The organism is Chelatococcus sp. HY11 (assembly GCF_018398335.1).
GTDB lineage: Bacteria > Pseudomonadota > Alphaproteobacteria > Rhizobiales > Beijerinckiaceae > Chelatococcus.
On sequence record NZ_JAHBRX010000001.1, the window covers coordinates 3327809 to 3349202 of the forward strand.

Annotated in this window: 23 protein-coding genes; 17 read left to right on the forward strand and 6 right to left on the reverse strand. The window is 63.8% G+C overall.

Features of this window, described 5'->3' with window-relative positions:
• Nucleotides 1-131: 131 nt before the first annotated feature.
• On the reverse strand, nucleotides 132-551 hold the full coding sequence (locus KIO74_RS15160) for a hypothetical protein (RefSeq protein ID WP_213332669.1): 420 nt from the start codon (nucleotides 549-551) through the stop codon (nucleotides 132-134).
• Nucleotides 552-1015: 464 nt separating this feature from the next.
• Here KIO74_RS15160 and KIO74_RS15165 point away from each other — a divergent pair, with 464 nt between their 5' ends.
• The gene (locus KIO74_RS15165) at nucleotides 1016-1390 is read left to right on the forward strand and encodes a superantigen-like protein SSL4 (RefSeq protein WP_213332670.1); all 375 of its coding nucleotides are present in this window, start codon (nucleotides 1016-1018) and stop codon (nucleotides 1388-1390) included.
• Between the two features lie 423 nt (nucleotides 1391-1813).
• On the opposite strand, the gene KIO74_RS15170 is transcribed toward KIO74_RS15165, so the two are convergent.
• Entirely contained in the window at nucleotides 1814-2074 is a 261-nt protein-coding gene (locus KIO74_RS15170; protein WP_213332671.1) for a YMGG-like glycine zipper-containing protein, read from the reverse strand.
• Nucleotides 2075-2579: 505 nt separating this feature from the next.
• On the opposite strand from KIO74_RS15170, the gene KIO74_RS15175 reads away from it, so the two are divergent.
• Nucleotides 2580-3098, forward strand: coding sequence for a DUF1269 domain-containing protein (locus tag KIO74_RS15175; protein WP_213332672.1), 519 nt, complete (start codon nucleotides 2580-2582; stop codon nucleotides 3096-3098).
• 62 nt (nucleotides 3099-3160) lie between these two features.
• On the opposite strand, the gene KIO74_RS15180 is transcribed toward KIO74_RS15175, so the two are convergent.
• Entirely contained in the window at nucleotides 3161-4381 is a 1221-nt protein-coding gene (locus KIO74_RS15180; protein ID WP_213332673.1) for a glycosyltransferase family 4 protein, read from the reverse strand.
• Between the two features lie 461 nt (nucleotides 4382-4842).
• Here KIO74_RS15180 and KIO74_RS15185 point away from each other — a divergent pair, with 461 nt between their 5' ends.
• Nucleotides 4843-5628, forward strand: a complete 786-nt coding sequence (locus KIO74_RS15185) for an SDR family oxidoreductase (protein ID WP_213332674.1) — start codon at nucleotides 4843-4845, stop codon at nucleotides 5626-5628.
• 65 nt (nucleotides 5629-5693) lie between these two features.
• On the opposite strand, the gene KIO74_RS15190 is transcribed toward KIO74_RS15185, so the two are convergent.
• The 3 genes from KIO74_RS15190 to KIO74_RS15200 form a co-directional block, all read right to left on the reverse strand.
• Complete coding sequence (locus KIO74_RS15190; RefSeq protein WP_213332675.1) at nucleotides 5694-7322, reverse strand: phosphoenolpyruvate carboxykinase; 1629 nt, start codon at nucleotides 7320-7322, stop codon at nucleotides 5694-5696.
• 158 nt (nucleotides 7323-7480) lie between these two features.
• Nucleotides 7481-8275 carry a HugZ family pyridoxamine 5'-phosphate oxidase gene (locus tag KIO74_RS15195; RefSeq protein WP_249731004.1) on the reverse strand — a complete coding sequence of 265 codons (795 nt, stop codon included), beginning with the start codon at nucleotides 8273-8275 and terminating at the stop codon, nucleotides 7481-7483.
• A 139-nt stretch (nucleotides 8276-8414) separates the two neighbouring features.
• Complete coding sequence (locus KIO74_RS15200; RefSeq protein ID WP_213332676.1) at nucleotides 8415-9272, reverse strand: HugZ family pyridoxamine 5'-phosphate oxidase; 858 nt, start codon at nucleotides 9270-9272, stop codon at nucleotides 8415-8417.
• A 359-nt stretch (nucleotides 9273-9631) separates the two neighbouring features.
• Between KIO74_RS15200 and KIO74_RS15205 the strand changes: the two genes are divergently transcribed.
• The 14 genes from KIO74_RS15205 (at nucleotide 9632) to ybeY (ending at nucleotide 21391) form a co-directional block, all read left to right on the forward strand.
• Complete coding sequence (locus KIO74_RS15205) at nucleotides 9632-10330, forward strand: response regulator transcription factor (protein WP_213332677.1); 699 nt, start codon at nucleotides 9632-9634, stop codon at nucleotides 10328-10330.
• Between the two features lie 275 nt (nucleotides 10331-10605).
• Entirely contained in the window at nucleotides 10606-12426 is a 1821-nt protein-coding gene (locus KIO74_RS15210) for a sensor histidine kinase (protein ID WP_213332678.1), read from the forward strand.
• 3 nt (nucleotides 12427-12429) lie between these two features.
• Nucleotides 12430-12969: an HPr kinase/phosphorylase gene (locus tag KIO74_RS32235; protein WP_213332679.1), complete on the forward strand. Its 540-nt coding sequence runs from the start codon at nucleotides 12430-12432 to the stop codon at nucleotides 12967-12969.
• A gap of 77 nt (nucleotides 12970-13046) precedes the next feature.
• Nucleotides 13047-13448 (forward strand): PTS sugar transporter subunit IIA, encoded by a 402-nt coding sequence (locus KIO74_RS15220; protein WP_213332680.1) that lies wholly within the window; start codon nucleotides 13047-13049, stop codon nucleotides 13446-13448.
• A gap of 33 nt (nucleotides 13449-13481) precedes the next feature.
• Entirely contained in the window at nucleotides 13482-13805 is a 324-nt protein-coding gene (locus KIO74_RS15225) for an HPr family phosphocarrier protein (RefSeq protein ID WP_213332681.1), read from the forward strand.
• 273 nt (nucleotides 13806-14078) lie between these two features.
• Nucleotides 14079-14573: a universal stress protein gene (locus KIO74_RS15230; RefSeq protein ID WP_213332682.1), complete on the forward strand. Its 495-nt coding sequence runs from the start codon at nucleotides 14079-14081 to the stop codon at nucleotides 14571-14573.
• Between the two features lie 30 nt (nucleotides 14574-14603).
• Nucleotides 14604-15206 carry a GNAT family N-acetyltransferase gene (locus KIO74_RS15235; RefSeq protein ID WP_213332683.1) on the forward strand — a complete coding sequence of 201 codons (603 nt, stop codon included), beginning with the start codon at nucleotides 14604-14606 and terminating at the stop codon, nucleotides 15204-15206.
• 158 nt (nucleotides 15207-15364) lie between these two features.
• Complete coding sequence (locus KIO74_RS15240) at nucleotides 15365-15925, forward strand: NifU family protein (RefSeq protein ID WP_213332684.1); 561 nt, start codon at nucleotides 15365-15367, stop codon at nucleotides 15923-15925.
• Between the two features lie 91 nt (nucleotides 15926-16016).
• On the forward strand, nucleotides 16017-16712 hold the full coding sequence (gene tsaB, locus KIO74_RS15245; RefSeq protein WP_213332685.1) for a tRNA (adenosine(37)-N6)-threonylcarbamoyltransferase complex dimerization subunit type 1 TsaB: 696 nt from the start codon (nucleotides 16017-16019) through the stop codon (nucleotides 16710-16712).
• Nucleotides 16709-17197, forward strand: a complete 489-nt coding sequence (locus KIO74_RS15250; RefSeq protein ID WP_213332686.1) for a GNAT family N-acetyltransferase — start codon at nucleotides 16709-16711, stop codon at nucleotides 17195-17197. Before tsaB ends, KIO74_RS15250 begins: the two co-directional genes overlap by 4 nt.
• Before the next feature lie 17 nt (nucleotides 17198-17214).
• Entirely contained in the window at nucleotides 17215-18015 is an 801-nt protein-coding gene (locus KIO74_RS15255; protein WP_213332687.1) for a lysophospholipid acyltransferase family protein, read from the forward strand.
• Between the two features lie 279 nt (nucleotides 18016-18294).
• Nucleotides 18295-19674, forward strand: a complete 1380-nt coding sequence (gene miaB, locus KIO74_RS15260; RefSeq protein WP_213332688.1) for a tRNA (N6-isopentenyl adenosine(37)-C2)-methylthiotransferase MiaB — start codon at nucleotides 18295-18297, stop codon at nucleotides 19672-19674.
• A gap of 62 nt (nucleotides 19675-19736) precedes the next feature.
• Nucleotides 19737-20822, forward strand: coding sequence for a PhoH family protein (locus KIO74_RS15265; RefSeq protein WP_502762113.1), 1086 nt, complete (start codon nucleotides 19737-19739; stop codon nucleotides 20820-20822).
• A gap of 29 nt (nucleotides 20823-20851) precedes the next feature.
• Nucleotides 20852-21391: an rRNA maturation RNase YbeY gene (gene ybeY / locus KIO74_RS15270; RefSeq protein ID WP_213335373.1), complete on the forward strand. Its 540-nt coding sequence runs from the start codon at nucleotides 20852-20854 to the stop codon at nucleotides 21389-21391.
• The last annotated feature ends 3 nt before the right edge of the window (nucleotides 21392-21394 follow it).

A 21394-nucleotide genomic window follows, 5' to 3' on the forward strand; every position in this document is an offset into this window, starting at 1 on the left:
CCAGGCAAGGGGCAAGGCGTCAGAATGAGGCGATCCGTAGACCACGATCGATAGTGGCGACAAGCGATGAGGCGGCGCCGGGAAGCGCCACCCTGAGGATGTCGCGTTCGAACGGCAAATCCAGGCGCATGTCAGAATCCGGCCATCACCAAAGCCTCAATTTCGGCATTGGGGTCGACGCCCGTAACACGTATATCCTCTATCGGCACATCCGACCCGCGAAAGCCGGAGTCATGCTCCGCCAGCTCTGCCAAGCCGACATCCCGCACAGTGCGAACCCCGTATATCGACTGCTCGTCGGCGGGTGGAACGTAGGAGGGCGTGAATTGCTTGAAGCTGGAACTCGACCAAGCCTCGTTGAACTTGTGCTGATCATTCAACCAGACCTGCCGGGGATTGTCATCGGTTCCAACCCAGTATTTCTTTGTCATCCGGTCCTGGTAGAGATTGTAGCCGTCGTCACCATGTCTTATTTCCTTGTAACGCCAATCCCTCAAACCTGCGCTACCTCTTATAGCTGCCGCACCAGCTTTCTCAAGAACATTAGCCATAGACGCACTCCACTATATTTCAATATCACTCGGCAAAATTTGCTGAGATCACCGCGAAGCGATGACTTTTTGCCGAGGCTCGTATCTGATCGAGGTTGATTTTTTCTACCCCAGTTCTTCAATACATAGATGGATAAATCTGAGCGACGCGAATAGTGCAGACGCGGCTGCATTGCAGGCTTCCGCAAAGAAATAAGGTCAAAAAATAAACGCCTTTGAGTAATAAAATATAATATTCGTTGAATGTTAAAATCGACGGTCGGATTCGCGGACCAAAATGCTCACGCCAGGTAGATTTTTTGGAATATCCAGCGTCAATTCACGCCATACGCATGGCGAATCTGGAAGCGCCACACGGAATAGACATCCTACGGTCAGTGAATGATCACCTGACCGACATATTCGCCCCTCATTGTGAATATATCAACGAACGTCATCCGAAACTTCCTATTCAGGAATAATCGATGCGTCTCATCATAGCACTCGCGGCAGGCACCACCCTGGCGCTCTCCCCGGTCGCTTACGCCCAAGCGCCCTCCACTCAACCGCCCGCCACACAGCCGCCAGCCACCTCGCAACAAGCCCCCCAGGAAGCGCCGCCTATCCGCAGTGTCCGGGTCCTCGACATCGAGGAGCTGCCCGAGGCCACGCGCACCGAAGTCAACAATGCGGCCGCGCAACGGAGCCCCACCGAGCTGCAGCAGTTGCGCGCGTCGATTGATGCCACGCCGGCTATCAAATCCGCCTTGACATCGAAAGGGCGCACGTCGGCTGAGGTCATCGTGGCGAGCTTGAGCAACGACGGCACGCTGACACTGGTGACAAAAAAGGCGAGCTAGGTAGGTTGAGCTCTGGAATGGCTGTGTCGAAAGCACATCGAAAAGTCTTGCTGTTCCTCGCCAAGGCCTTGTCATGCTCAGCCAGTGACAGGCAGGGATGAGCGTCTATGACGGCGAGCTGCGCGATCCGGCTCGTCATCGCCTCCGCGTAGAACTACGTCTCACGGGCCATAGTGCGCAGCGCGATATCGGCACGAGCCCAGCGTGACTTGCCGCAACTGGTGATAGAGATCATTCGTCGCGCCAGCTTCCCACACGAATCTCATCGCGGCGCCGTCGACGACGAGCTTGGCCGCCCAAACCGCTCTTGCGACGTGCGCCGGGATCACCAGCGCACGTCTTTCCCGGAAGTCTTTCCCGGAAGTCGAGCCGTTTCGGATCCATTTGGAAAGCGCCGGGCGGCTTACTCACACGGGCGCTGCTTCAGCATTCCTGATAACGACGACCGCGATAGACATAGGTACGGCAGGTGGGAGTCGTCGCGTTCCCGACAATGGCGCCGCCGACACCGCCGATGGCCGCACCCGCGAGCGCACCGCCCGCACGGCCGGTCGCCAGGCCTCCAACCAGGGCGCCCGCGCCGGCACCGATGGCGGCACCACCGATGGTCCGATCGGTGCGATCGTTGGGGTTACAGGCAACCAAGCCCATTGCAAGCAACCCTATAATAATAAAATTCTTCATTGAAGTTCTCCCACGATATCCGGTCCTTATCGCAGATTGACCGCAAGCGCTCCACGCGAAGACACGTTCACTCATCTCGCTGAATTTTCGGTTTATCTATCAACGAGAACTGCCCTACCTATCGGTTGTGGAGCATTCTGAGCCCATCCATCGTTGACGCCACACGACGCGCGCATACCGATAAACGTGCCGATCAGCTCAGGATCGCACCCTCTCCCCTTCGATAATGCACGGAGCGGCGGATTGTTGCAGACGACATCGGCTGTCCCCGCGAATCGGTCTGGCCGCTGGAATGATGCCAACCCGCCTGCAAGCGCCGGATCTCCGTCTCCAGGTGTTGCGCGGCTTGTTCCTCCACGGAGCGCCACCGCATTTCGCAACAATTGTCCCGTCGAGCGTACTTGATCACCCTCAGGTCCAAGCAAAGGGAGGCATTGGCGACGCTTCCGGCTTGGTGATAGGCTCCACCCGCGTCTTGCCAGACGCCAATCCCGTGGAGTGTCCCATGTCCGATCTCGTCGTCGTTGTATACCCCTCCGAACAGAAGGCAGAAGAGGTTCGGAAGCGCCTTTTCGAGCTGCAAAAGGAGTATCTGATCCAGATCGGCGACGCCGTTATCGCCACCAAGAACGAAAGCGGCCACGTGAAGCTTAACCAGCTCATGAACACGACGGCTGTCGGCGCGGCATCCGGCAGCATCTGGGGTCTCCTGATCGGCGCCATCTTCCTGATGCCGCTCGTCGGCGCCGCCATCGGCGCGGCCTCGGGCGCTCTTGGCGGCGCTCTGACCGACTACGGCATCAATGATAAGTTCATGAAGGAACTCAGCGAGACCCTTCAGCCGGGCAACGCCGCCCTGTTCGTGCTCGTGCAGAACGTCACCGGCGACAAGGTGCTGGAAGAGCTGCGCGGCACCGGTGGCACCGTTCTAAAGACCTCACTCGATCACACCAAGGAGCAGGCCCTGCGCGAAGCCTTGGCCGCCCAGCCCGTGACGGCACCCCCGGCAGCACCCGCCGTCTGAGCAGGCTCCATCGAACAGGCGATCGGGCCACGCGCATTACGCGCCACGTGGCCCGCTCGCCTTCACACCGCACGACGATCCTCGCACCGGCCTCCCAGGTTTGTGGCATGGTCGGCGGCCATGCCGGCGATCGCGACGGACGATATACGTTGCGGATGAGCCCAGCTGCGCAACTCCCCGACGAGACGCAAGCGGTGATGCTGCATGAAGCGCCGCGCCGCCTGGCGTCCCGCTTCCCCCAGGATAAGACGCAAATTGGGATCGCCATAGAGACGGCGCAGAATGTCCGCCGCGGCCGGAACGTCCGGCGAAGCCCAGACCTGCCCCGGGCAGCCCTCCAGCTTATCAGCCCCCTCCACGGGCACCAGGCGGCTGGGCACAAGGCAGCTGGCGCTCTGCGGCATGAAATCGAGGTTTCCCGACCAAGCCGTGGCAACCGTCGGGCGACCAAGAAGCATGCCTTGCGCGAGTGTCAACCCAAAGCTCTCCGCGCGGTGCAGCGACAGCACGACGTCGGCGCTGGCGAGAAAGCGCCACATGTCATCGTCGAGGAGATCGCGGCTGATCAGCTTGATCCTCGGATCCTGCCCCGCGATCTTGCGCAGCTTGGCGTAGCCGGGCGAGGCCATATCCGTCTTGTTGATCTTCAAGGCAAGCGTGACCTGCTCATGACGGGAGAAGGCCCGCTGGAAGGCCGAGATGGCCGCCAGCGGGTTCTTGCGGGCGAATCCGGACTGGAGATTGGCAACGACGGCGACGATGAAGCTGTCCTCATCGAGCCCGAAGCGCTTTCGATCCGCATGAACGGCGGGAGGCACTTCCAGAATATAGGGAATGACGCGGATTGGGCGGCGAACGCCGGCCGTCTGAAAAGCACGCCGCGTGAAATGACTCGGCACCCAGACTTCGTCGAGCAGGGAGAGCTGCGCCGCCGTTTCGGGCGGCAACTGCTCCAGATCCCATGGGCAATAGCCGATGACGAATTTATCCGCGAGCACCTCGCCCTCGAGATAGGACAGCCCGTAGGCGAGCTGATCCGGTCCCAGATGGACAAAAAGGGTTCCCGTGCCCGTCGCTCGGGTTTTCTCACGTCGCCCCCTGACCGTTCGAAAAGCATGGGCGATATCGATCTTCCCGACAGGCAGCCCCGCTTCCGCGGCGAGCGTCTGCATGAGCCGGGCCGACCATCCAGCCTGAGAAGCTCCCTCCAGAACCCCCGCAATATAGACCGAGCCTTCCGGCGCCGACGGACGTGCTCCACTGCGCTTTGGCGTGCCGACCATTCGGAGCCGCACCGTCTGGCGGACGTTTGACGGAACATGTTGCCAGAGGGTACCGATACCGGACCGCAAACGAGAAGCAATAACACCATGGGCAGCCCCTGCCCCAAAATAGGACGACAAAGACATAGCTATCGACCGCACAATAATAGTTGCCATTACTTTTAACGAACTACCAGCCATTGGCCAGTTCGCGCACTTTCTGAAAATAAATTACGTGTATTTTGTGTTCTTATTTCTCATTAATATCTATAAAATCCGATACTTCACCGCACCGAAATGCAAATCACGCGCTGGACATTGCGAAACGTGTTTCCTCCACATATCCAGCTTCGTCATCCACAAGCCCGTGGGCTCCTCCCCATCCCCATTGTCGGAGCTCTCGAAGGAGCGGCATTCCCATCCTGCGCCAATGGGCCTAAGACCGTGTTAAACATGGGTCGCGATGAGATGGAGATGAAACGATGGATCTAGGATTGTCGGGAAAACGCGCCCTGGTGCTGGGCGCAAGCCGTGGCCTTGGCGCCGCCATTGCCCGGACGCTGGCGGTGGAAGGCGCTGATGTCGTCGCCGCCTCACGCAACCTCGACAAGATCACGAGCTGGACGGAGGCTCTTCCCGCCGACGTCCGCGCCCGCGTTACGCCGGCCGCGATCGATCTCTTCGATGTTGCATCCGTGGAAGCGCTCGCCACCGCCATGGCGGCAAAAGGTGGCGTCGATATTCTCGTCAACAATTCCGGAGGACCGCCACCCGCCACCGCGCAGGAAGCGCCTCGCGAGACCTGGCTGAAGCAGTTCGAGGCCATGGCCGCGAACCTTATCCATCTGACGCAGCTTCTCCTGCCTCATATGCAGGAACAGGGTTGGGGCCGGGTCATCACGGTGGCTTCCTCCGGCGTGGAGCAGCCTATCCCGCGGCTTGCGCTCTCGAACGGCATTCGTTCAGCCTTGATCGGCTGGTCGAAGACCTTATCGAGCGAAGTGGCGGCCAATGGTGTGACCGTCAATGTCGTGCTGCCCGGCCGGATCGCGACCGAGCGCATCGCAGAGCTCGATTCGGCCAATGCCAAGCAGAGCGGCAAGAGCATCGAGGAGGTCGCGAAGAGCTCCATCGCGACTATCCCAGCCGGCCGTCTCGGTGATCCGCAGGAATTCGCCGATGTGGTCGCCTTCCTCGCCAGCAAGCAGGCGTCCTACGTGACGGGCACCAAGATGCGTGTGGACGGCGGCGCAACCCGCTCTGTCTGATCACGCAGCAAAAAGGCCGGGGTTTCCCCGGCCTTCGCTGTCCGCTCGCATGTGACGTGGTCTCGTCAGGCCGCCAGCGAGCTTTGCGGTCCCGCCTGGCGCACGTCGGCGTCGACGTGGCTCTCGAACTTGCCGAAGTTCTTCTGGAACATCTTGATCAGCGTCTTCGCCGTCTCCGCGAAATCCGCCTTGTTGGCCCAGGTCTTGACCGGGTACAGGATATGCGGCTCGACGCCCGGCACCGAAGTTGGCACCGCGAAACCGAAATACGGATCCTGCCGGAAATCGGCGCGATTGAGAGAGCCGTCAAGCGCCGCCGTCAGGAGGCGACGGGTGACGCGGATCGGCATACGCCGCCCGATTCCGTATTTGCCGCCCGTCCAGCCGGTATTCACCAGCCAGCAGTCCACGCCGTGCTTGCCGATGAGGTCGCGCAGCAGATTGCCGTAGACGGAGGGGTGACGGGGCAGGAACGGCGAGCCGAAGCATGTCGAGAATGTGGCCTCCGGCTCGGTCACGCCCTTCTCGGTGCCAGCTACCTTCGCGGTGTAGCCGGACAGGAAGTGATACATCGCCTGCGCCGGCGTGAGCTTGGCGATCGGCGGCAGGACGCCGAAAGCGTCGCAGGTCAGCATCACGACATTCTTCGGAATGCCGGCACGGCCCGTCGGGCTCGCATTGGCGATGAAGTCCAGCGGATAGGCGCAACGCGTATTCTCGGTCTTCGAATCGTCGTCGAAGTCCGGCTCGCTCGTGAAAGGATCGAGCACCACATTTTCGAGAACCGACCCGAAGCGCTCGGTCGCCGCATAGATGTCCGGCTCGGCCTCGCGTGACAGGCGGATGGTCTTGGCATAGCACCCGCCCTCGAAATTGAAGACGCCGCGCTCGCTCCAGCCATGCTCGTCATCGCCGATGAGCGTGCGCTCCGGATCCGATGACAATGTTGTCTTGCCCGTGCCGGAGAGGCCGAAGAAAATCGCCACATCGCCGCGCGAACCGACGTTCGACGAGCAATGCATCGGCATAACGTTCTCGGCCGGCAGGATGTAGTTGAAGTAGGTGAAGACCGACTTCTTCATCTCACCCGCATAGGACGTACCCCCGATGAGCACGATCTTGCGCGTGAAATCGCAGGCGATGACCGTCTCGCTCCTGACGCCGTGGCGAGCAGGATCGGCCTTGAAGGATGGCAGATCGACGATGGTAAGTTCGGGCACGAAATTGCGCAGCTCGCCGAGTTCCGGCCGCACGAGAAGGTTGCGGATGAAGAGGGAGTGCCACGCATATTCTGTGAAGACGCGCGTCTTGACGCGATAGGCCGGATCAGCCCCGCCGAAGAGATCCTGAGCGAAAAGCTCCTTACCCTCGGCATGCTTGAGGAAGTCCTCGAGGAGCACATCAAACTGCGCGGGGGTGATCGCGCCGTTGTTGTCCCACCAGACAGCGTCGGCGGTGACCTCGTCCTTCACGACGAACTTGTCCTTCGGGCTGCGCCCGGTATGGACGCCTGTGTCGGCGGTCAAGGCGCCGCCGGCGGCGATCTTCGCCTCACCGCGCTTCAAAGACTCCTCATAGAGGCGCGGTGCCTGAAAGTTCCAGTTCACACCCTGGAGCTTGCGGAAGCCGAATGTTTCGGCGCCATGTGCTTCATTGAACAGTCCGGCGTTCGCCACGTTTGTCTCCCTTGCCATGCGCGTTTTGCAATGCCTCTCATACTGGTGACGAGAGCCCCCTCCCTCTCGCCAGGACAACTTGGATCTGGACGTTAGACTAAAAGCCAAGCCGACAACAGATGGACAACGCCCGCCCTGATCGCATCAGGACGGGCGCTTCGATACTGGTTTATGTATCAGGCGACTCGCCGGGCTTCCTGCGCCAGATCCTTGAGGACGCCGCGCAGGGAGAGGCCCGCCCCTTCCGCCGGTTTCGGGAAGGGCAGGCGTGCCGTCTTGTCTCCAAGCATCAGATCGAGACCATCGGGATCGATGCCCGTGGCCTGCCACGCGCCGGGCTCCTGGCCCAGAAGCTTCACCGCGTAGAGTTCCAGCGCGTCCGCGTGGTCCTCGTTCATGTGAGCGACGGCGCCTGCCTCGCCAGCGACGATGGCCTCGGCGCCGGTGAGATCCGTCATGAACTCCGCGGCCTGCAGGCTGTAGATGCGCCCGAAGCCGGCGACGAGATGTGCGCTTTCCGGCTCGATGCGGTAAAAGCCGAAATCGGCGAAGGTCGAGTAGCCCGCAGATCCGGGGTGCCTAGCCAGGAAGCGACGGCGCGCGTTTTCGTCCGTGGTGAGCGACGCGCGACCCTTGATGCTGATGCGCGGATGGGCGGAGGGATCGCCACCACCCACATGCGACAACATCAGCGAGACGCGGGAATCGCGCAGGATGTTCTTGGTGTGGAGGGCGAGACGCGAAATCAGGATGACCGGCGCGCCATCGACATCCGTCCCGACATTGACGAGCGAGGTATAGGGCGCGTTCTCGGCGTCGAGCGAGCCAAGCGCGCCGTAACGCGTGCTCCGCAGCAGCGTCTTGGCCGCACCGATCTGGTCGAAGGAGGCAGCGCTTGCAGCGGCAGCCTTCATGGCGGTCCGCGCACCGGCGTCCCCGGTAGGTGGTAGGTGGCGGTCTGGTTCGGACATATCGTATCTCCCAAGATCACGCTGCGGGATCACACCATCCCCGCTGAATGCACTGTCCGGCCGCACCCTCGCCGGACCGCCGACTGCTTCACTGGGTTTTTCGCCAGGAGCGTCGGCTTTGCAAGTGGATTTGCTGCAATTAATTGACAATTTCCCGCGTTTGTAACGCTTGATCACGGCCTTTGGCGCCCGAACAGGCTAGCATGGCGAGAAGCGGAACCACTGCTTCCGGCGCCTCGACCCTGTGTGGAAAGGAGATCCGGGCGGTCGCTTTCGACGTGATGAGGTCGAGCCCGTCGGGGTCGACCCCCGTCGCGCGCCATCGCCCCTCGGGAGCGCCCGCCAGAACTGTCGCGACGCACGCCATGTCAGCCTCATGGTCGGCATTCAAGATCTTGAGAAGCTCCGCTTCCGAGGCCGCCAGAGCCTGCGCGCCACCGCAATCGAGAATGAGGTCCGCGACGGGCACGCCTGTTCCGAAGTGGGCGGCGGTGACCGTGAGACGCCACAGGCTGAAATCGGGCATCCGCATGAACGCGGCAGTCTTGCGATGACGTGCCAGGAAGCGTTGCCTGACCAGCGGCGCATCGACGATCTCCACCTGGCCGGACACTGTGAGCCGTGGCCGTGTAAACAAGGAGGCCGAAGGCGCGTCGGCCCAGCCATGGGCAATCGGCTGGCCGTCCTCAGACCGAAGTGTTCCGGCAAGCGGCTGAAGCGACAGGGATATGCGCCCGTCCGCCCTCATGTTGCGCCCGTGCAGCGTGAGTTGCGAGGTTAGGAGCAAGGGAGAGCCGTCCTGGTCCGTCGCGATATTGGTCAATGTGGCGAAGGGGTGCCCGCCCGGGTCACGCGTTGCCAGAGCCGCGACAACGGGTGCGCGCAGGTGGACGCGCATCCTCCGCGGATCGCGCGTCGACTGTGGCAAATCCACCTGGACATCGCGTGGTGTGATCGCGCTTGCGTCGCGCGCGCCAGTTGTCGTGTCGTCTCGCATCTACCCTCCGCTTGCTGTTCGCTCCCTCGCTACAGACCGGTCCACGCCACCACAATTGCGTTCTCGACAAGTGAGGGAGGCAGAAGCGGGTCTTGTGCCAAACGGAAATATTCGTAGACTTATCTTCACTCGGACGATGCGCGCGCAGCAGCCCACCAGCTTCCAAACATGCGGATTGCAGGGGGTGCGTTCAGCTTTTCGGCATGCGTGATGGTGTGATGGCGCCGATCAGGCTAAGATGGCCGACCGCGCTGCCTTATTTCGGCCGCCGTAGGACGCGAGGTGACATGTAATGTGACGCCTCCGCGGCCGCATTCGCGGCTGTTTGGCCGAGCAAAACGGAATGATGAGCGAGACGCATGCCGACCATCGCCCTCGTCGACGACGATCGAAACATCCTCACTTCGGTCTCCATTGCATTGGAGGCGGAAGGCTATCGCATTCAGACCTATACTGACGGCGCCTCTGCGCTCGATGGTCTGAAGACCAATCCGCCAGACCTCGCGATCCTCGACATCAAGATGCCGCGCATGGACGGCATGGAGCTCCTGCGCCGCCTGCGCCAGAAGACTGACCTGCCGGTGATCTTCCTGACGTCCAAGGACGAGGAGATCGACGAATTGTTCGGCCTCAAGATGGGCGCCGACGATTTCATCCGGAAGCCGTTCTCACAGCGTCTGCTCGTCGAGCGCGTCAAGGCCGTGCTCCGGCGTGTCAGCCCCCGTGACCAGAGCGCGCCGCGTGAAAATGACGCCAAGGCCCTGGAGCGGGGCCTGCTGAAGATGGATCCCGAGCGTCACACCTGCACCTGGCACAATGACCCCGTGACCCTGACGGTGACGGAGTTCCTCATCCTGCAGGCGCTCGCCCAGCGCCCGGGCGTGGTCAAGAGCCGCAACGCCCTGATGGACGCCGCCTATGACGATCAGGTCTATGTCGATGACCGCACCATCGACAGCCACATCAAGCGGCTGCGCAAGAAATTCAAGGCGGTGGACGACAACTTCGACATGATCGAGACGCTTTACGGTGTCGGCTACCGCTTCAAGGAGGCATGAGGACTGACCGAAAGCCCGTGACGACACGCGCCGGTCATCCCGAGCGTGAGCTCAAGCCCGGGATCAAGGACCGATGCGGTTTGCGGGGCTGTGCCCGCGGCGTCCGGGACACCGGCGTTGGCATTCCTTGAACGTCGATTGATCCTGGGGCTGGTCCGTCTGTTTCGGATTTGCTCCGGGGCGGATCGCCACCCACATTGAGCCGCAAGGCCTGTATGACCCTACGACTGATATCGCAGCTCCGGCAGATCCCCGGAGAGGTCTAGACGAGGACAATGGCGGTCGAGCCGATTGATCGTTTGGAGCGCCCGCACCCCAGCGGAACGCGGCGCTTCCTCAGTGGGGTTGCCCGGGCTCTCCGGCGCGGCGCGGCTGGTCTTGCCTCGCGCAGCGCCTCCAGCCTGACAAGGCGCATCGTCGTCCTCAACCTGGCGGGGCTCGTCGCCCTGCTTCTCGGCTTTCTGTATCTCAACCAGTTCCGCGCCGGCCTCATCGACGCGCGCGTGCAGAGCCTTTTGACCCAGGGCGAGATCATCGCCGCCGCGGTTGCCGCCTCCGCCACGGTCGAGACCGACACCCTGACGCTCGATCCCGACAAGCTCCTGCAACTGCAGGCGGGGGAAAGCTTCGGCATGAACGACGAGCTGTCGCCGCTGGAATTTTCCATCAATCCGGAGCGGGTGGCTCCGGTCCTGCGGCGTCTGGTGACGCCGACGCGCACGCGTGCGCGCATCTACGATCGCGACGGCCTGCTGCTTCTCGATTCCCGCTCGCTCTATTCGCGCGGCGATATTCTCCGTTACGACCTGCCACCCCTCGTGGAAAACAAGCCACCACTGCTCGAACGGGTTTGGCAGGGATTCTGGAAGCTGCTCGGCAGGGGGACATCTCCCCTCATCGACGAGCTCGCGCCTATCAATGGCCGCTCACTGCCCGAGGTGCAGCAGGCTCTCATCGGAACGCCGGGAACGGTGGTGCGCGTCAACAACCGTGGCCAGACAATCGTCTCCGTGGCGGTGCCCATCCAGCGCTTCCGCACGGTACGCGGCGCGTTGCTGCTCTCGACGCAGGGCGGCGACATCGACGCCATCATCTCGGCGGAACGCTGGGCCATCCTGCGCGTCTTCGCGGTTTCGGCGGGCGTGATGACGATCCTCTCGGTGCTTCTCGCCGGCACGATCGCCGGCCCCGTGCGCCGACTGGCCGATGCCGCCGAGCGTGTGCGGCGCGGCATCAAATCGCGCCAGGAGATCCCGGATTTCACCGATCGCTCGGACGAGATCGGCCATCTCTCCGGCGCCCTGCGCGATATGACGCGCGCGCTCTATAACCGCATCGACGCCATCGAGAGCTTCGCGGCGGATGTCGCGCATGAATTGAAGAACCCGCTGACCTCCCTGCGCAGCGCGGTCGAAACGCTCCCCCTCGCCAAGCGGGCCGACGCACGCAACCGCCTGCTCGAGGTCATCCAGCAGGACGTGCGGCGTCTTGACCGGCTGATCAGCGACATTTCCGACGCGTCCCGCCTCGATGCGGAACTCGCCCGCGCCGAGGCCGAGCCGGTGGACCTCGAGCGCCTCGTGCAGACCGTCGCCAGCGTCGCCAACGAGCTGAAGCCGGCGGGATCGGTGCCAATCAAGGTGACTGTGAACAAGAGCGCGCTCGGAAACAGCGCCTTCTTTGTCGTCGGCAACGACGGCCGCCTCGGGCAGGTCGTGCGCAACCTTATCGACAACGCCGCATCCTTTTCCCCGCCGGATGCCGAGATCCGCGTTGCGTTGCAGCGACTGCCGCAGGAGGTCGAGATTGTCGTGGAGGACGACGGGCCCGGCATTCCACCCCATGCCCTGGAACGCATCTTCGAGCGCTTCTACACCGACCGGCCGGAGCAGGGCTTCGGCCAGAATTCCGGCCTCGGCCTGTCCATTTCGCGCCAGATCGTGGAGGCGCATCGCGGGCGCATCTGGGCGGAAAATCGCTTCGCGGAAACGCCTGCGGGTGAACAGAGCGGGCAGGTTGCCGAATGCGACCGTCCGCGACTCGGTGCGCGCTTCATTGTCCGCCTGCCGGCAGCGGCGGCAACGTCCTCGTCGTGAGCGATGAGGCCCCCTGATCCTTCAAGAAATTCCAACCCGGATGCGGAACACCCGGAAGCGGGCCACTCCGGCCGGGCAACTGTCCATGCATCCTGCGTCGTCGTCGGCGAGTGCGGAGTCCTCATCCGGGGACCCTCGGGATCGGGTAAATCGACGCTCGCACGTCGACTTGTGGCGGATGCGCGGAGGGACGGACGTTTTGCCGCACTCGTCGCGGATGACCGGGTCAAGCTGACCCCGACGGGCGGGCGCATTATCGCGGAAGTTCCCCCTCGGATCGCCGGGATGCTGGAGGTTCGAAGCATCGGAATTGTGAAGGTTGCCTTTGAACCGGCCTGCATCGTCCGACTGGTTGTGGACTGCGAGAAGGCGTACCCTGCGCGGATGCCCGATCCGGCGGCGCAACGGGCGGATATCTGCGGGATTGTGCTGCCAAGGCTAAGCTTATGTGGCAGTGCAGCAATAAGCCCTGACATATTGGACTTTTTGATGACTCAGCATGCCTTTTCAGGCTTTGTTGATGACGAAATGATGAAGACTTAGACGTATTGCACTTGCACTTGCCGCCGCAATGCACAAAATGAGCGCTCCCCACTATGGGGGTGCCGCAAGGTTGCTGAATGATCGGTTTAGTGCTCGTGACGCACGGCTGCCTCGCCACGGAATTCCGTGCGGCGTTGGAGCATGTTGTCGGCCCGCAAACGCAAGTCGAGACCGTCACGATCGGTCCGGACGACGATATGGAAGCGCGTCGGCGTGACATTGTCGCCGCGGTCGACAATGTCGACACTGGCGACGGTGTGGTGGTTCTGACCGACATGTTCGGTGGAACCCCATCCAATCTCGCGATTTCAGTCATGGGTGGTCGCCAGGTCGAAGTGGTCGCCGGTATCAATCTGCCGATGCTGATCAAGCTTGTCAGCGTCCGGGACGAGCTGCCGCTCCAGGAGGCGGTCCTCCAGGCCCAGGACGCCGGCCGGAAATACATCAACGTGGCAAGCCGCGTTCTGGCAGGAAAGTGAGCGCCTGAACGCGATGAGAGCCAAGAGCGCGACATGAGCACCACTGACGACGTGGAGGATTGTGAGCCGTTCGTGCCACCGCCCGGCGCCTTGGTGCGTGAATTGGCGATCACCAATCGCAAGGGGCTGCATGCCCGCGCCTCCGCCAAATTCGTGCAGACCGTCGATGCCTTCGAGTCCGACGTCACCGTGACACGCTGCGGCGAAACCGTCGGCGGGCGCTCCATCATGGGCCTGCTGATCCTTGCCGCCGCCCAGGGCACGACAATTTTCGTGACCGCCAAGGGCGACGATGCTGAGGCCTGCCTGGCGGCCATCACCAGCCTCGTGACGTCCCGCTTCGGCGAGGACGAATAAGCCGGCATACCGACGAAATGGCTGTGCCGGTCCTCGCGCGGAACGGTGCGGTGCCAGCCGTGCCGCCGCGACGTACTGCCGCTCGCTCTCCATGAATGAGACATCCAGCCCCGCTTTCGGCGATTCGAGACGTGCAGTAATGCGAGGAACGCGGCTTGCGCGAACCCGCGCTCCTGAAATTTCTCTCACCCCAGCGACGCTTATCAAGACCTCTTGCTCGCCGTGATCCAGCCTGCCAGCATCATCGCCCCGAAGCGTTCCTCGGAGAGATCCATGGGTAAACCGCGACGCGCCTATGAAGCCGGCCATCATGCCAAGTTCCTGGCTATCGTCGACGATACGCCGGAATGCGAGCGCGCGATCCATTTCGCGGCCCGACGTGCTGTGCGCACCGGCGTTTCGCTCGTCCTGCTGTGCATCAAGCCAGAAGCGGACATGCAGGACTGGCTTGGTGTCGGCGATGTGATGCGCGCCGAAGCCGAGGACGACGCGGCCGCCGCGCTCGAAAAGGCCGCGGCCTATGTGCGTGGCATGGTCGGGCTGGAGCCGGAATGCGCCACGCGGATCGGCGTGCTCGCGGACGAACTCGTAACCTTCATCGACGACGACGAGGACATCGCCTTGCTGGTGCTGGCGGCCGGCACCGGCAGCGACGGACCAGGACCGCTCGTCTCGGCGCTCGCTTCCCGCGCCGCGGCGAGCTTTCCCGTGCCGGTCGCCATTGTGCCAGGGCATCTCAGCACGGATGAAATCGATGCGCTCGCCTGACGGAGCGATGCGCCAGCGGGGCTCATCGCGATGAGCCCCACGCCGCCTGCGCCCATCCTACGCCCCCTCATGCGGAGCGACGGGCCTGCCTTCCGCGCCATACGGGTGGAAGCGCTGTCTCTCAATCCCGGCTCCTTCGGCGCGGTGGCCGCCGACTGGGCAGACCTGTCGGATGACACACTCGCCGCGCGCATCCCAATCCAGCCGCCGAGCATCATCTTCGGCTCTTTTACGCAAGGCGCCCTCGCTGGGCGCGAGGACCTTGTCGCGATGGCGGGACTGATGGTGGCGGGATCCGTCAAACAGCTGCACAAGGGCCTCATCTGGGGCGTCTATGTCCGCGAAGCCTGGCGTCGGCGCGGGCTCGCGGCCGCTCTGATCGACGGACTGATCGCGCATGCCGTGGCCCAAGAAGGCCTCGAAATCCTGCATCTGTCGGTGGCCGCGGACAATCCGGGCGCCCGCGCGCTTTACGTGTCGCGCGGCTTCACTCCCTATGGGCTGGAGCGCCGTGCGCTCAAGCTCGGCCCCGGCGACTATCGCGACGAGGAGCTGATGATGCTCGATCTGCTGGCGCTCCGTCCCACCACAGGCGATCGCGCAGCCGGCTCGCCCTTCGTCCGCATTGATTAACATTGGCCGCGTCGCCACATCACACTCGCCGACTGAGCCAATTTCGTCTAATTCGGACTGTGACGGATATGGCATAATGTTATGGGCCGTCTGTCGAGACGGCCTGACTGCTTGACCGACACCGCCGGCCTTGAACCGGCTGCGTGAGGAGAGACCGCATGTTCATCCAGACCGAGGCGACGCCTAATCCGGCGACCCTCAAGTTCCTTCCCGGCCGCGACGTCAAGACGGGCGAGCCTTTGGACCTGCCTGATCGCACAGGCGCGGAGCGTTCGCCGCTGGCGGAGAGGCTGTTCGCCATCGACGGTGTGTCGGGCGTGTTCTTCGGTTCCGATTTCGTAACGGTGACCAAAAACGACGGCGAATGGCAGCATCTGAAGCCCGCCATCCTCGGCGCCATCATGGAACATTTCATGTCCGGCGAGCCGCTGCTGCGGTCTGACGCGGAGGAGGACTTCGATACCGCCGAGGAATTCTTCGCGGAGGAAGACGCCGAGACCGTCGAGACGATCAAGGAGCTTCTGGAAACACGCATCCGCCCGGCTGTCGCCGGCGACGGGGGCGACATCACCTTCCGCGGCTTCCGCGACGGCGTGGTCTATCTCGCCATGAAGGGCGCGTGCTCGGGTTGCCCTTCGTCCACCGCCACATTGCGCCATGGCATCCAGAATCTGCTGAAACACTTCCTGCCGGATGTGCGTGAGGTCCAGGCGGTTTGACGGCAACGCCATGTGATGACGACACAGGATTGATACAAGCGGGCGCTGCCATGGACGGTGCCTGCTCTCAAGGGCGGAAAGGCTGCCAGGTTTGCGTATTCTTGCCATCGACACCGCGCTCGGGGTGTGCGCTGCCTGCGTGCAGCAGGACAATGCGGCGGCGCCTCTATCGGCCGAGTCTCTCGCCATGGAACGCGGCCACGCGGAAGCTCTGTTGCCGCTGGTGGAGCGGGTCATGGCGCGGGTTGATGGTGGCTTCAAGAGCCTCGACCGTGTCGCCGTCAGCATCGGCCCGGGCAGCTTCACCGGTATCCGCGTTGGCATCGCTGCGGCGCGTGCCATCGGCCTCGCCGCGAAGATCCCGGTTGTCGGCGTCACGACGCTGACGGCTTTCGCCGCTCCCCTCGTGGCGAGCGGCCAGCAGCGTCTGGTCGGCGCCGCGATTGATGCCCGGCACGGACATGTCTTTTTCCAAGCTGTCGCGCCGGGCGGACGCAGCGTTGTCAACGCCCGCCATATCTCGATCCGCGACGCGGCCCGCGCCCTTGGCGCCGGCCCGGCCGTGCTGGTCGGTTCCGGGGCCGGCCTTGTCGCCGCGGATGCGCGCGCGCTCGGCGTCGAAGTCTCGACAGAGGGCGTGAACATGGCTCCCGATATCTCCTGGGTCGCGCGCCTTGGCCTCACCGCCGATCCGGCAACCGCCCTGCCCAAGCCCTTCTATCTGCGCCCGGCGGATGCCAAGCCCCAGACAGCGGCGCAGATCCCGAGGCAGCCCGCTCCGCAATGATCTTCGACCGTTTGTGGAGACCTCCTTCCGACGCCCATGTCATCCCCCTGCGACCGGACCACGCCCGCGCGATGGCCGTGCTGCATGCGGAAGCCTTCGCGCGGCCGTGGAGCGCCGCGGATCTCGAAGCCATGATCATCGACCCCATGATCGTCGGTGACGGGCTCTTTCTGGGGCGTGATCGCCAGCCGAGCGGCTTTGCGTTGTCGCGCGCGGTTCTCGACGAGGCCGAGATCCTGACGGTCGTGATCGCGCGGCGCCACCATGGCAAGGGTTTTGGCAAGACGCTCCTGGCGGCCCATCTCGGCCGGATCATGGCGCGCGGCGTCACCGACATCTTCCTCGAGGTGGAGGAAGGCAACAGGCCGGCGATCGCCCTTTACGAGGCGTTTGATTTTCTCCACACCGGACGGCGCGAAAGCTACTATGTGAAGCCGGACGGACGGCGCGTCGCGGCGCAGCTGATGCGGCGCTCGTCGTCCTGACGGAGACCACCCGGCCGATGAAGCCCCCCCACCCCAAGCAGGTTCTGCGGCTGGCGATGATCGCGCCGATGACCCTCGTCGGCATTCCGCTGCAGTGGGCGGCCGTGAGAACGAGCCCGCGCGCCGCCAAGATCATTCCCCAGGTCTATCACCGCATGCTCTGCCGCATCCTCGGCGTACGCCTGGTGGTTCGCGGCGAGCGGGTGAAGAACAGCGCGGCCCTCATCGTCGCCAACCATGTGTCCTGGCTGGACATCCCGGTGATCTCGGCGGCCGCGCCCGTTTCCTTCATCGCCAAGGCGGAGGTCGGAACCTGGCCCGTGGTGGGCCTCCTGGCCCGGCTGCAGCGCACCGTCTTCATTGATCGCACCCGTCGCGCCGCGACGGCCACGACGAACACCATGGTGGCATCCCGGCTCGGCCGCGGCGACGCTGTCGTGCTGTTTCCGGAGGGCACGACGGGGGACGGCATCCGCATTCTGCCGTTCCGTTCCTCGCTGGTCGGCGCTGTGCGCGACACGCTGACGAACGGCGGCGAGGCGCCGGTCAGCCTGCAGCCCCTCACCATCACCTATGCCAGGCGCGGCGGTTTGCCCCTGAGCGACGCGGACCAGGCCGACATCGCCTGGTACGGCGACATGGATCTCGCCCCGCACCTCGGCGCGATCCTGAAAGGCGCGCCGATCGACGTGATACTGACATGGGGCGAGCCCATTACTGTCGATGCGGCAACCGACCGCAAGGCCGCGACACGGCTCGCGGAGATGCAGGTTCGTGCCGCGATGCGGGCGGCGCGAGCCGCCCGCGGCCTGACGTGATGCGCGCGTATTGGCGCAATTGTCATGCGCGGCCTATTTCCTCTGGCCGCCTGGCGGCTTAAACAGGGGCTGAATGGCATTGAGGAGAAGGGTGACGCGATACCCGAATGCGACAGGGTGAGCTGGCTGGTCAGGGATGACTGATCAAGGGGCGGAATGACATTCGCCGCGCGATCCGGCGCCCCAGCTGGCTCGACCGACGCATTGACGGACAAGCGAGCCTTACTTTCTCCTGACCGATCCGCGAACCGCGTGCTAGCATCTGAACGAATGAGCGACGTGAAGAAAGTTTTCATCAAGTCCTACGGCTGCCAGATGAACGTCTATGACGCCAAGCGTATGGCGGACGTTCTGCGCCCGGAAGGCTATGTCGAGGTCGAGACGGCGGAGGATGCCGATCTCGTGGTCCTCAACACCTGCCACATCCGCGAGAAGGCTGCGGAAAAGGTCTATTCCGAACTCGGCCGCCTGCGTGAGCTCAAGGGTGAGCGCGCGACCCGGGGGCAAGACACGTCGATCGTCGTCGCCGGCTGTGTCGCCCAGGCCGAGGGGGCCGAAATCACGCGCCGCGCGCCCGTCGTCGATCTCGTCGTCGGGCCACAGAGCTATCACCATCTCCCAGGCCTCATCGCGCGCAGCCGCAGCGGCGAGAAGGTCGTCGAGACCGAGTTTCCGGCGGAAGACAAATTCGACCACCTGCCCGCCGCCCCGCGCGCCGTCACCCGCGCCCGCGGGGTTTCCGCCTTCCTGACGGTACAGGAGGGCTGCGACAAGTTCTGCACCTTCTGCGTGGTGCCCTATACGCGTGGCGCCGAGATGTCGCGCCCCGTCGTCAAGATCCTGGCCGAGGCCGAGCAGCTGGTCGACGCGGGCGTGCGCGAGCTGACTCTCATCGGCCAGAACGTCAATGCCTATCACGGCGAAGGGCCGGACGGCCGCGCATGGACGCTCGGCATGCTGCTGGAGCGGCTCGCGGAGATGCCCGGCGTGGCGCGCCTGCGCTATACCACCAGCCACCCGCGCGACATGGACACATCCCTGATCGCCGCCCATCGCGACCTGCCGGCGCTGATGCCGTATCTCCATCTGCCCGTGCAGTCCGGCTCCGACCGCATCCTCGCGGCCATGAACCGTCAGCACGATGGCGACGAATACCGCCGTATCATCGACCGTGTCCGCGAGGCACGACCCGACATCGCCCTGTCCTCGGATTTCATCGTCGGCTTTCCAGGCGAAACCGATGCCGATTTCGAGGATACGATGCGGCTCATCCGCGATATCGGCTTCGCCAGCGCCTATTCGTTCAAGTACAGCCCGCGCCCCGGCACCCCCGCCGCCGATCGCGACGGCCAGCTGACGGAAGCCTTGAAATCCGAGCGCCTCGCCATCCTGCAGGCCGAGCTCGATGACAGCCGCCGCGCCTTCAACCGGTCGACGGTCGGGCTCGTCACCGACATCCTTGTCGAGCGCCAGGGACGCCATCCCGGCCAGATGGCCGGCAAATCGCCCTATCTGCAGGCCGTGCAGTTCGAGGCGGAGAACGTCGCGATCGGCGATATCGTCACCGTCGAGATCACCGAGACCGGCCCGAACAGCCTGTTCGGCCGGCCGATTGGCGCCATGGCCACCCCGACCAGGGAGAGGGCAGGCGCATTGTGAGCCGTGACGTCAGGCAGGTGCCGGAGAAGGCATTCAAGGGAGGGGATGACGTGTCGCAACGCGTGCCGCGGGGACGTGCAGTCGCTGATCCACTTGTCCTCGGCCGCCCCGGTGGCGCGCCTGACACCGGCGGCGGCGAGGCCGACGAAATTCTTGTAACCCTGGATGACAACCGCACAGCCAGCCTCGTCTTCGGCCACTATGACCAGAACCTCGCCCATATCGAGCGCCGGCTTGATGTCCGTGCGACCGCCAACGGCAACCATGTCGTCATCAAGGGCCCGCCGGATCTCACCGAACGGGTTCGCCATGTGCTGGAAAGTTTGGCGCAGCGCGTGAAGGCGGGAACGCAGATCACGCTCGGCGACGTCGACGGCGCGATCGAGGAAAGCGCCCAGCAAGGCTTCCTCTTTCCGCAGGAGGAAACCGACGCGGAGCCTCGGCCGGGTGGCTTCGAGCAGATCGTCACACGCAAGCGCGGCTCGGTGAAGGCGCGCAACGCGGCGCAGGACATCTACCTCAGGGCATTGCGCCGGCATGAGCTGGTGTTCGCGGAAGGTCCCGCCGGTACAGGCAAGACCTGGCTCGCGGTGGGCCACGCGGTGTCCCTGCTCGAGCAAGGCCTCGTCGAGCGGATCATCCTGTCGCGACCGGCGGTGGAGGCCGGCGAGCGTCTCGGCTTCCTGCCGGGCGACATGCGCGAGAAGGTCGATCCCTATCTCAGGCCCGTCTATGATGCGCTGTATGATTTCATGGAGGCGCGGCTGGTGGAGCGCGGGCTGTCGACCGGGCTCATCGAGATCGCGCCGCTTGCCTTCATGCGTGGGCGCACGCTTACCAACGCCGCCATCCTTCTGGATGAGGCACAGAACTGCACCGCTATGCAGATGAAGATGTTCCTGACGCGCCTTGGCGAAGGCTCGCGCATGATCGTCACCGGCGACCCCACACAGATCGACCTGCCGCCGGGCCAGAGCTCGGGCCTGGTGGAGGCGGTGCGCCTCCTGTCAAAAGTTGAGGGCGTGGGCCATATTCGCTTTCGGGAAGGTGACGTCGTCCGCCATGAACTGGTGAAACGCATCGTCAAGGCCTATGAGGAAGAGACATCCCGGCTGCGTGAAGCCGGCCAGGAGGACCGCAGGCGTTGACCGCTCGCCCTGAACAGCACACCCCGCCCGTGGCGGATGACGGGATCGACGACGGGGCCATCCCTCTCGACGACGGCCTCGTCGTGGAGGGGCTTGTGGTGGATGTCGCCGTCGAAGCCGGCGACTGGTCAGCCCTGCCGGTCGCGGCGCTGATCCGGCGGGCCGTAACGGCGGCGCTGGCCGAGGCCCCGGTTAAGCCGGCCAAGGGAGCCGAGGTCAGCATCGTCTTGACGGACGACGCACATATCCGTGAGCTCAACCGCCAGTGGCGCGGCTTCGACAAGCCGACCAACGTGCTGTCCTTCCCCGCCGCCGAGCCCGATGCCGTCGGCGAAAGTTCGCATCTGGGCGATATCGTGCTGGCCGCGGAGACGATTGCCCGCGAAGCGGCGACCGATGACAAGACGGTGAGCGACCATCTGTGTCATCTCGTCATTCACGGTATACTGCACCTGCTGGGTGAGGATCATCTGGACGAGGCGGAAGCCGAGGCCATGGAGGCGCGGGAAGTTGCCGCGCTTGCAAGGATCGGCATTGCCGATCCTTATACGGAACCACCTGATGTTTGATGG

Excerpts from the sequence above, each read along its gene's own strand:
- KIO74_RS15160 (WP_213332669.1), bottom strand. The coding sequence starts at position 551 with ATGGCTAATGTTCTTGAGAAAGCTGGTGCGGCAGCTATAAGAGGTAGC.
- KIO74_RS15165 (WP_213332670.1), top strand. The coding sequence starts at position 1,016 with ATGCGTCTCATCATAGCACTCGCGGCAGGCACCACCCTGGCGCTCTCC.
- KIO74_RS15170 (WP_213332671.1), bottom strand. The coding sequence starts at position 2,074 with ATGAAGAATTTTATTATTATAGGGTTGCTTGCAATGGGCTTGGTTGCC.
- KIO74_RS15175 (WP_213332672.1), top strand. The coding sequence starts at position 2,580 with ATGTCCGATCTCGTCGTCGTTGTATACCCCTCCGAACAGAAGGCAGAA.
- KIO74_RS15180 (WP_213332673.1), bottom strand. The coding sequence starts at position 4,381 with ATGGTCGGCACGCCAAAGCGCAGTGGAGCACGTCCGTCGGCGCCGGAA.
- KIO74_RS15185 (WP_213332674.1), top strand. The coding sequence starts at position 4,843 with ATGGATCTAGGATTGTCGGGAAAACGCGCCCTGGTGCTGGGCGCAAGC.
- KIO74_RS15190 (WP_213332675.1), bottom strand. The coding sequence starts at position 7,322 with ATGGCAAGGGAGACAAACGTGGCGAACGCCGGACTGTTCAATGAAGCA.
- KIO74_RS15195 (WP_249731004.1), bottom strand. The coding sequence starts at position 8,275 with ATGTCCGAACCAGACCGCCACCTACCACCTACCGGGGACGCCGGTGCG.
- KIO74_RS15200 (WP_213332676.1), bottom strand. The coding sequence starts at position 9,272 with ATGCGAGACGACACGACAACTGGCGCGCGCGACGCAAGCGCGATCACA.
- KIO74_RS15205 (WP_213332677.1), top strand. The coding sequence starts at position 9,632 with ATGCCGACCATCGCCCTCGTCGACGACGATCGAAACATCCTCACTTCG.
- KIO74_RS15210 (WP_213332678.1), top strand. The coding sequence starts at position 10,606 with ATGGCGGTCGAGCCGATTGATCGTTTGGAGCGCCCGCACCCCAGCGGA.
- KIO74_RS32235 (WP_213332679.1), top strand. The coding sequence starts at position 12,430 with ATGAGGCCCCCTGATCCTTCAAGAAATTCCAACCCGGATGCGGAACAC.
- KIO74_RS15220 (WP_213332680.1), top strand. The coding sequence starts at position 13,047 with ATGATCGGTTTAGTGCTCGTGACGCACGGCTGCCTCGCCACGGAATTC.
- KIO74_RS15225 (WP_213332681.1), top strand. The coding sequence starts at position 13,482 with ATGAGCACCACTGACGACGTGGAGGATTGTGAGCCGTTCGTGCCACCG.
- KIO74_RS15230 (WP_213332682.1), top strand. The coding sequence starts at position 14,079 with ATGGGTAAACCGCGACGCGCCTATGAAGCCGGCCATCATGCCAAGTTC.
- KIO74_RS15235 (WP_213332683.1), top strand. The coding sequence starts at position 14,604 with ATGAGCCCCACGCCGCCTGCGCCCATCCTACGCCCCCTCATGCGGAGC.
- KIO74_RS15240 (WP_213332684.1), top strand. The coding sequence starts at position 15,365 with ATGTTCATCCAGACCGAGGCGACGCCTAATCCGGCGACCCTCAAGTTC.
- KIO74_RS15250 (WP_213332686.1), top strand. The coding sequence starts at position 16,709 with ATGATCTTCGACCGTTTGTGGAGACCTCCTTCCGACGCCCATGTCATC.
- KIO74_RS15255 (WP_213332687.1), top strand. The coding sequence starts at position 17,215 with ATGAAGCCCCCCCACCCCAAGCAGGTTCTGCGGCTGGCGATGATCGCG.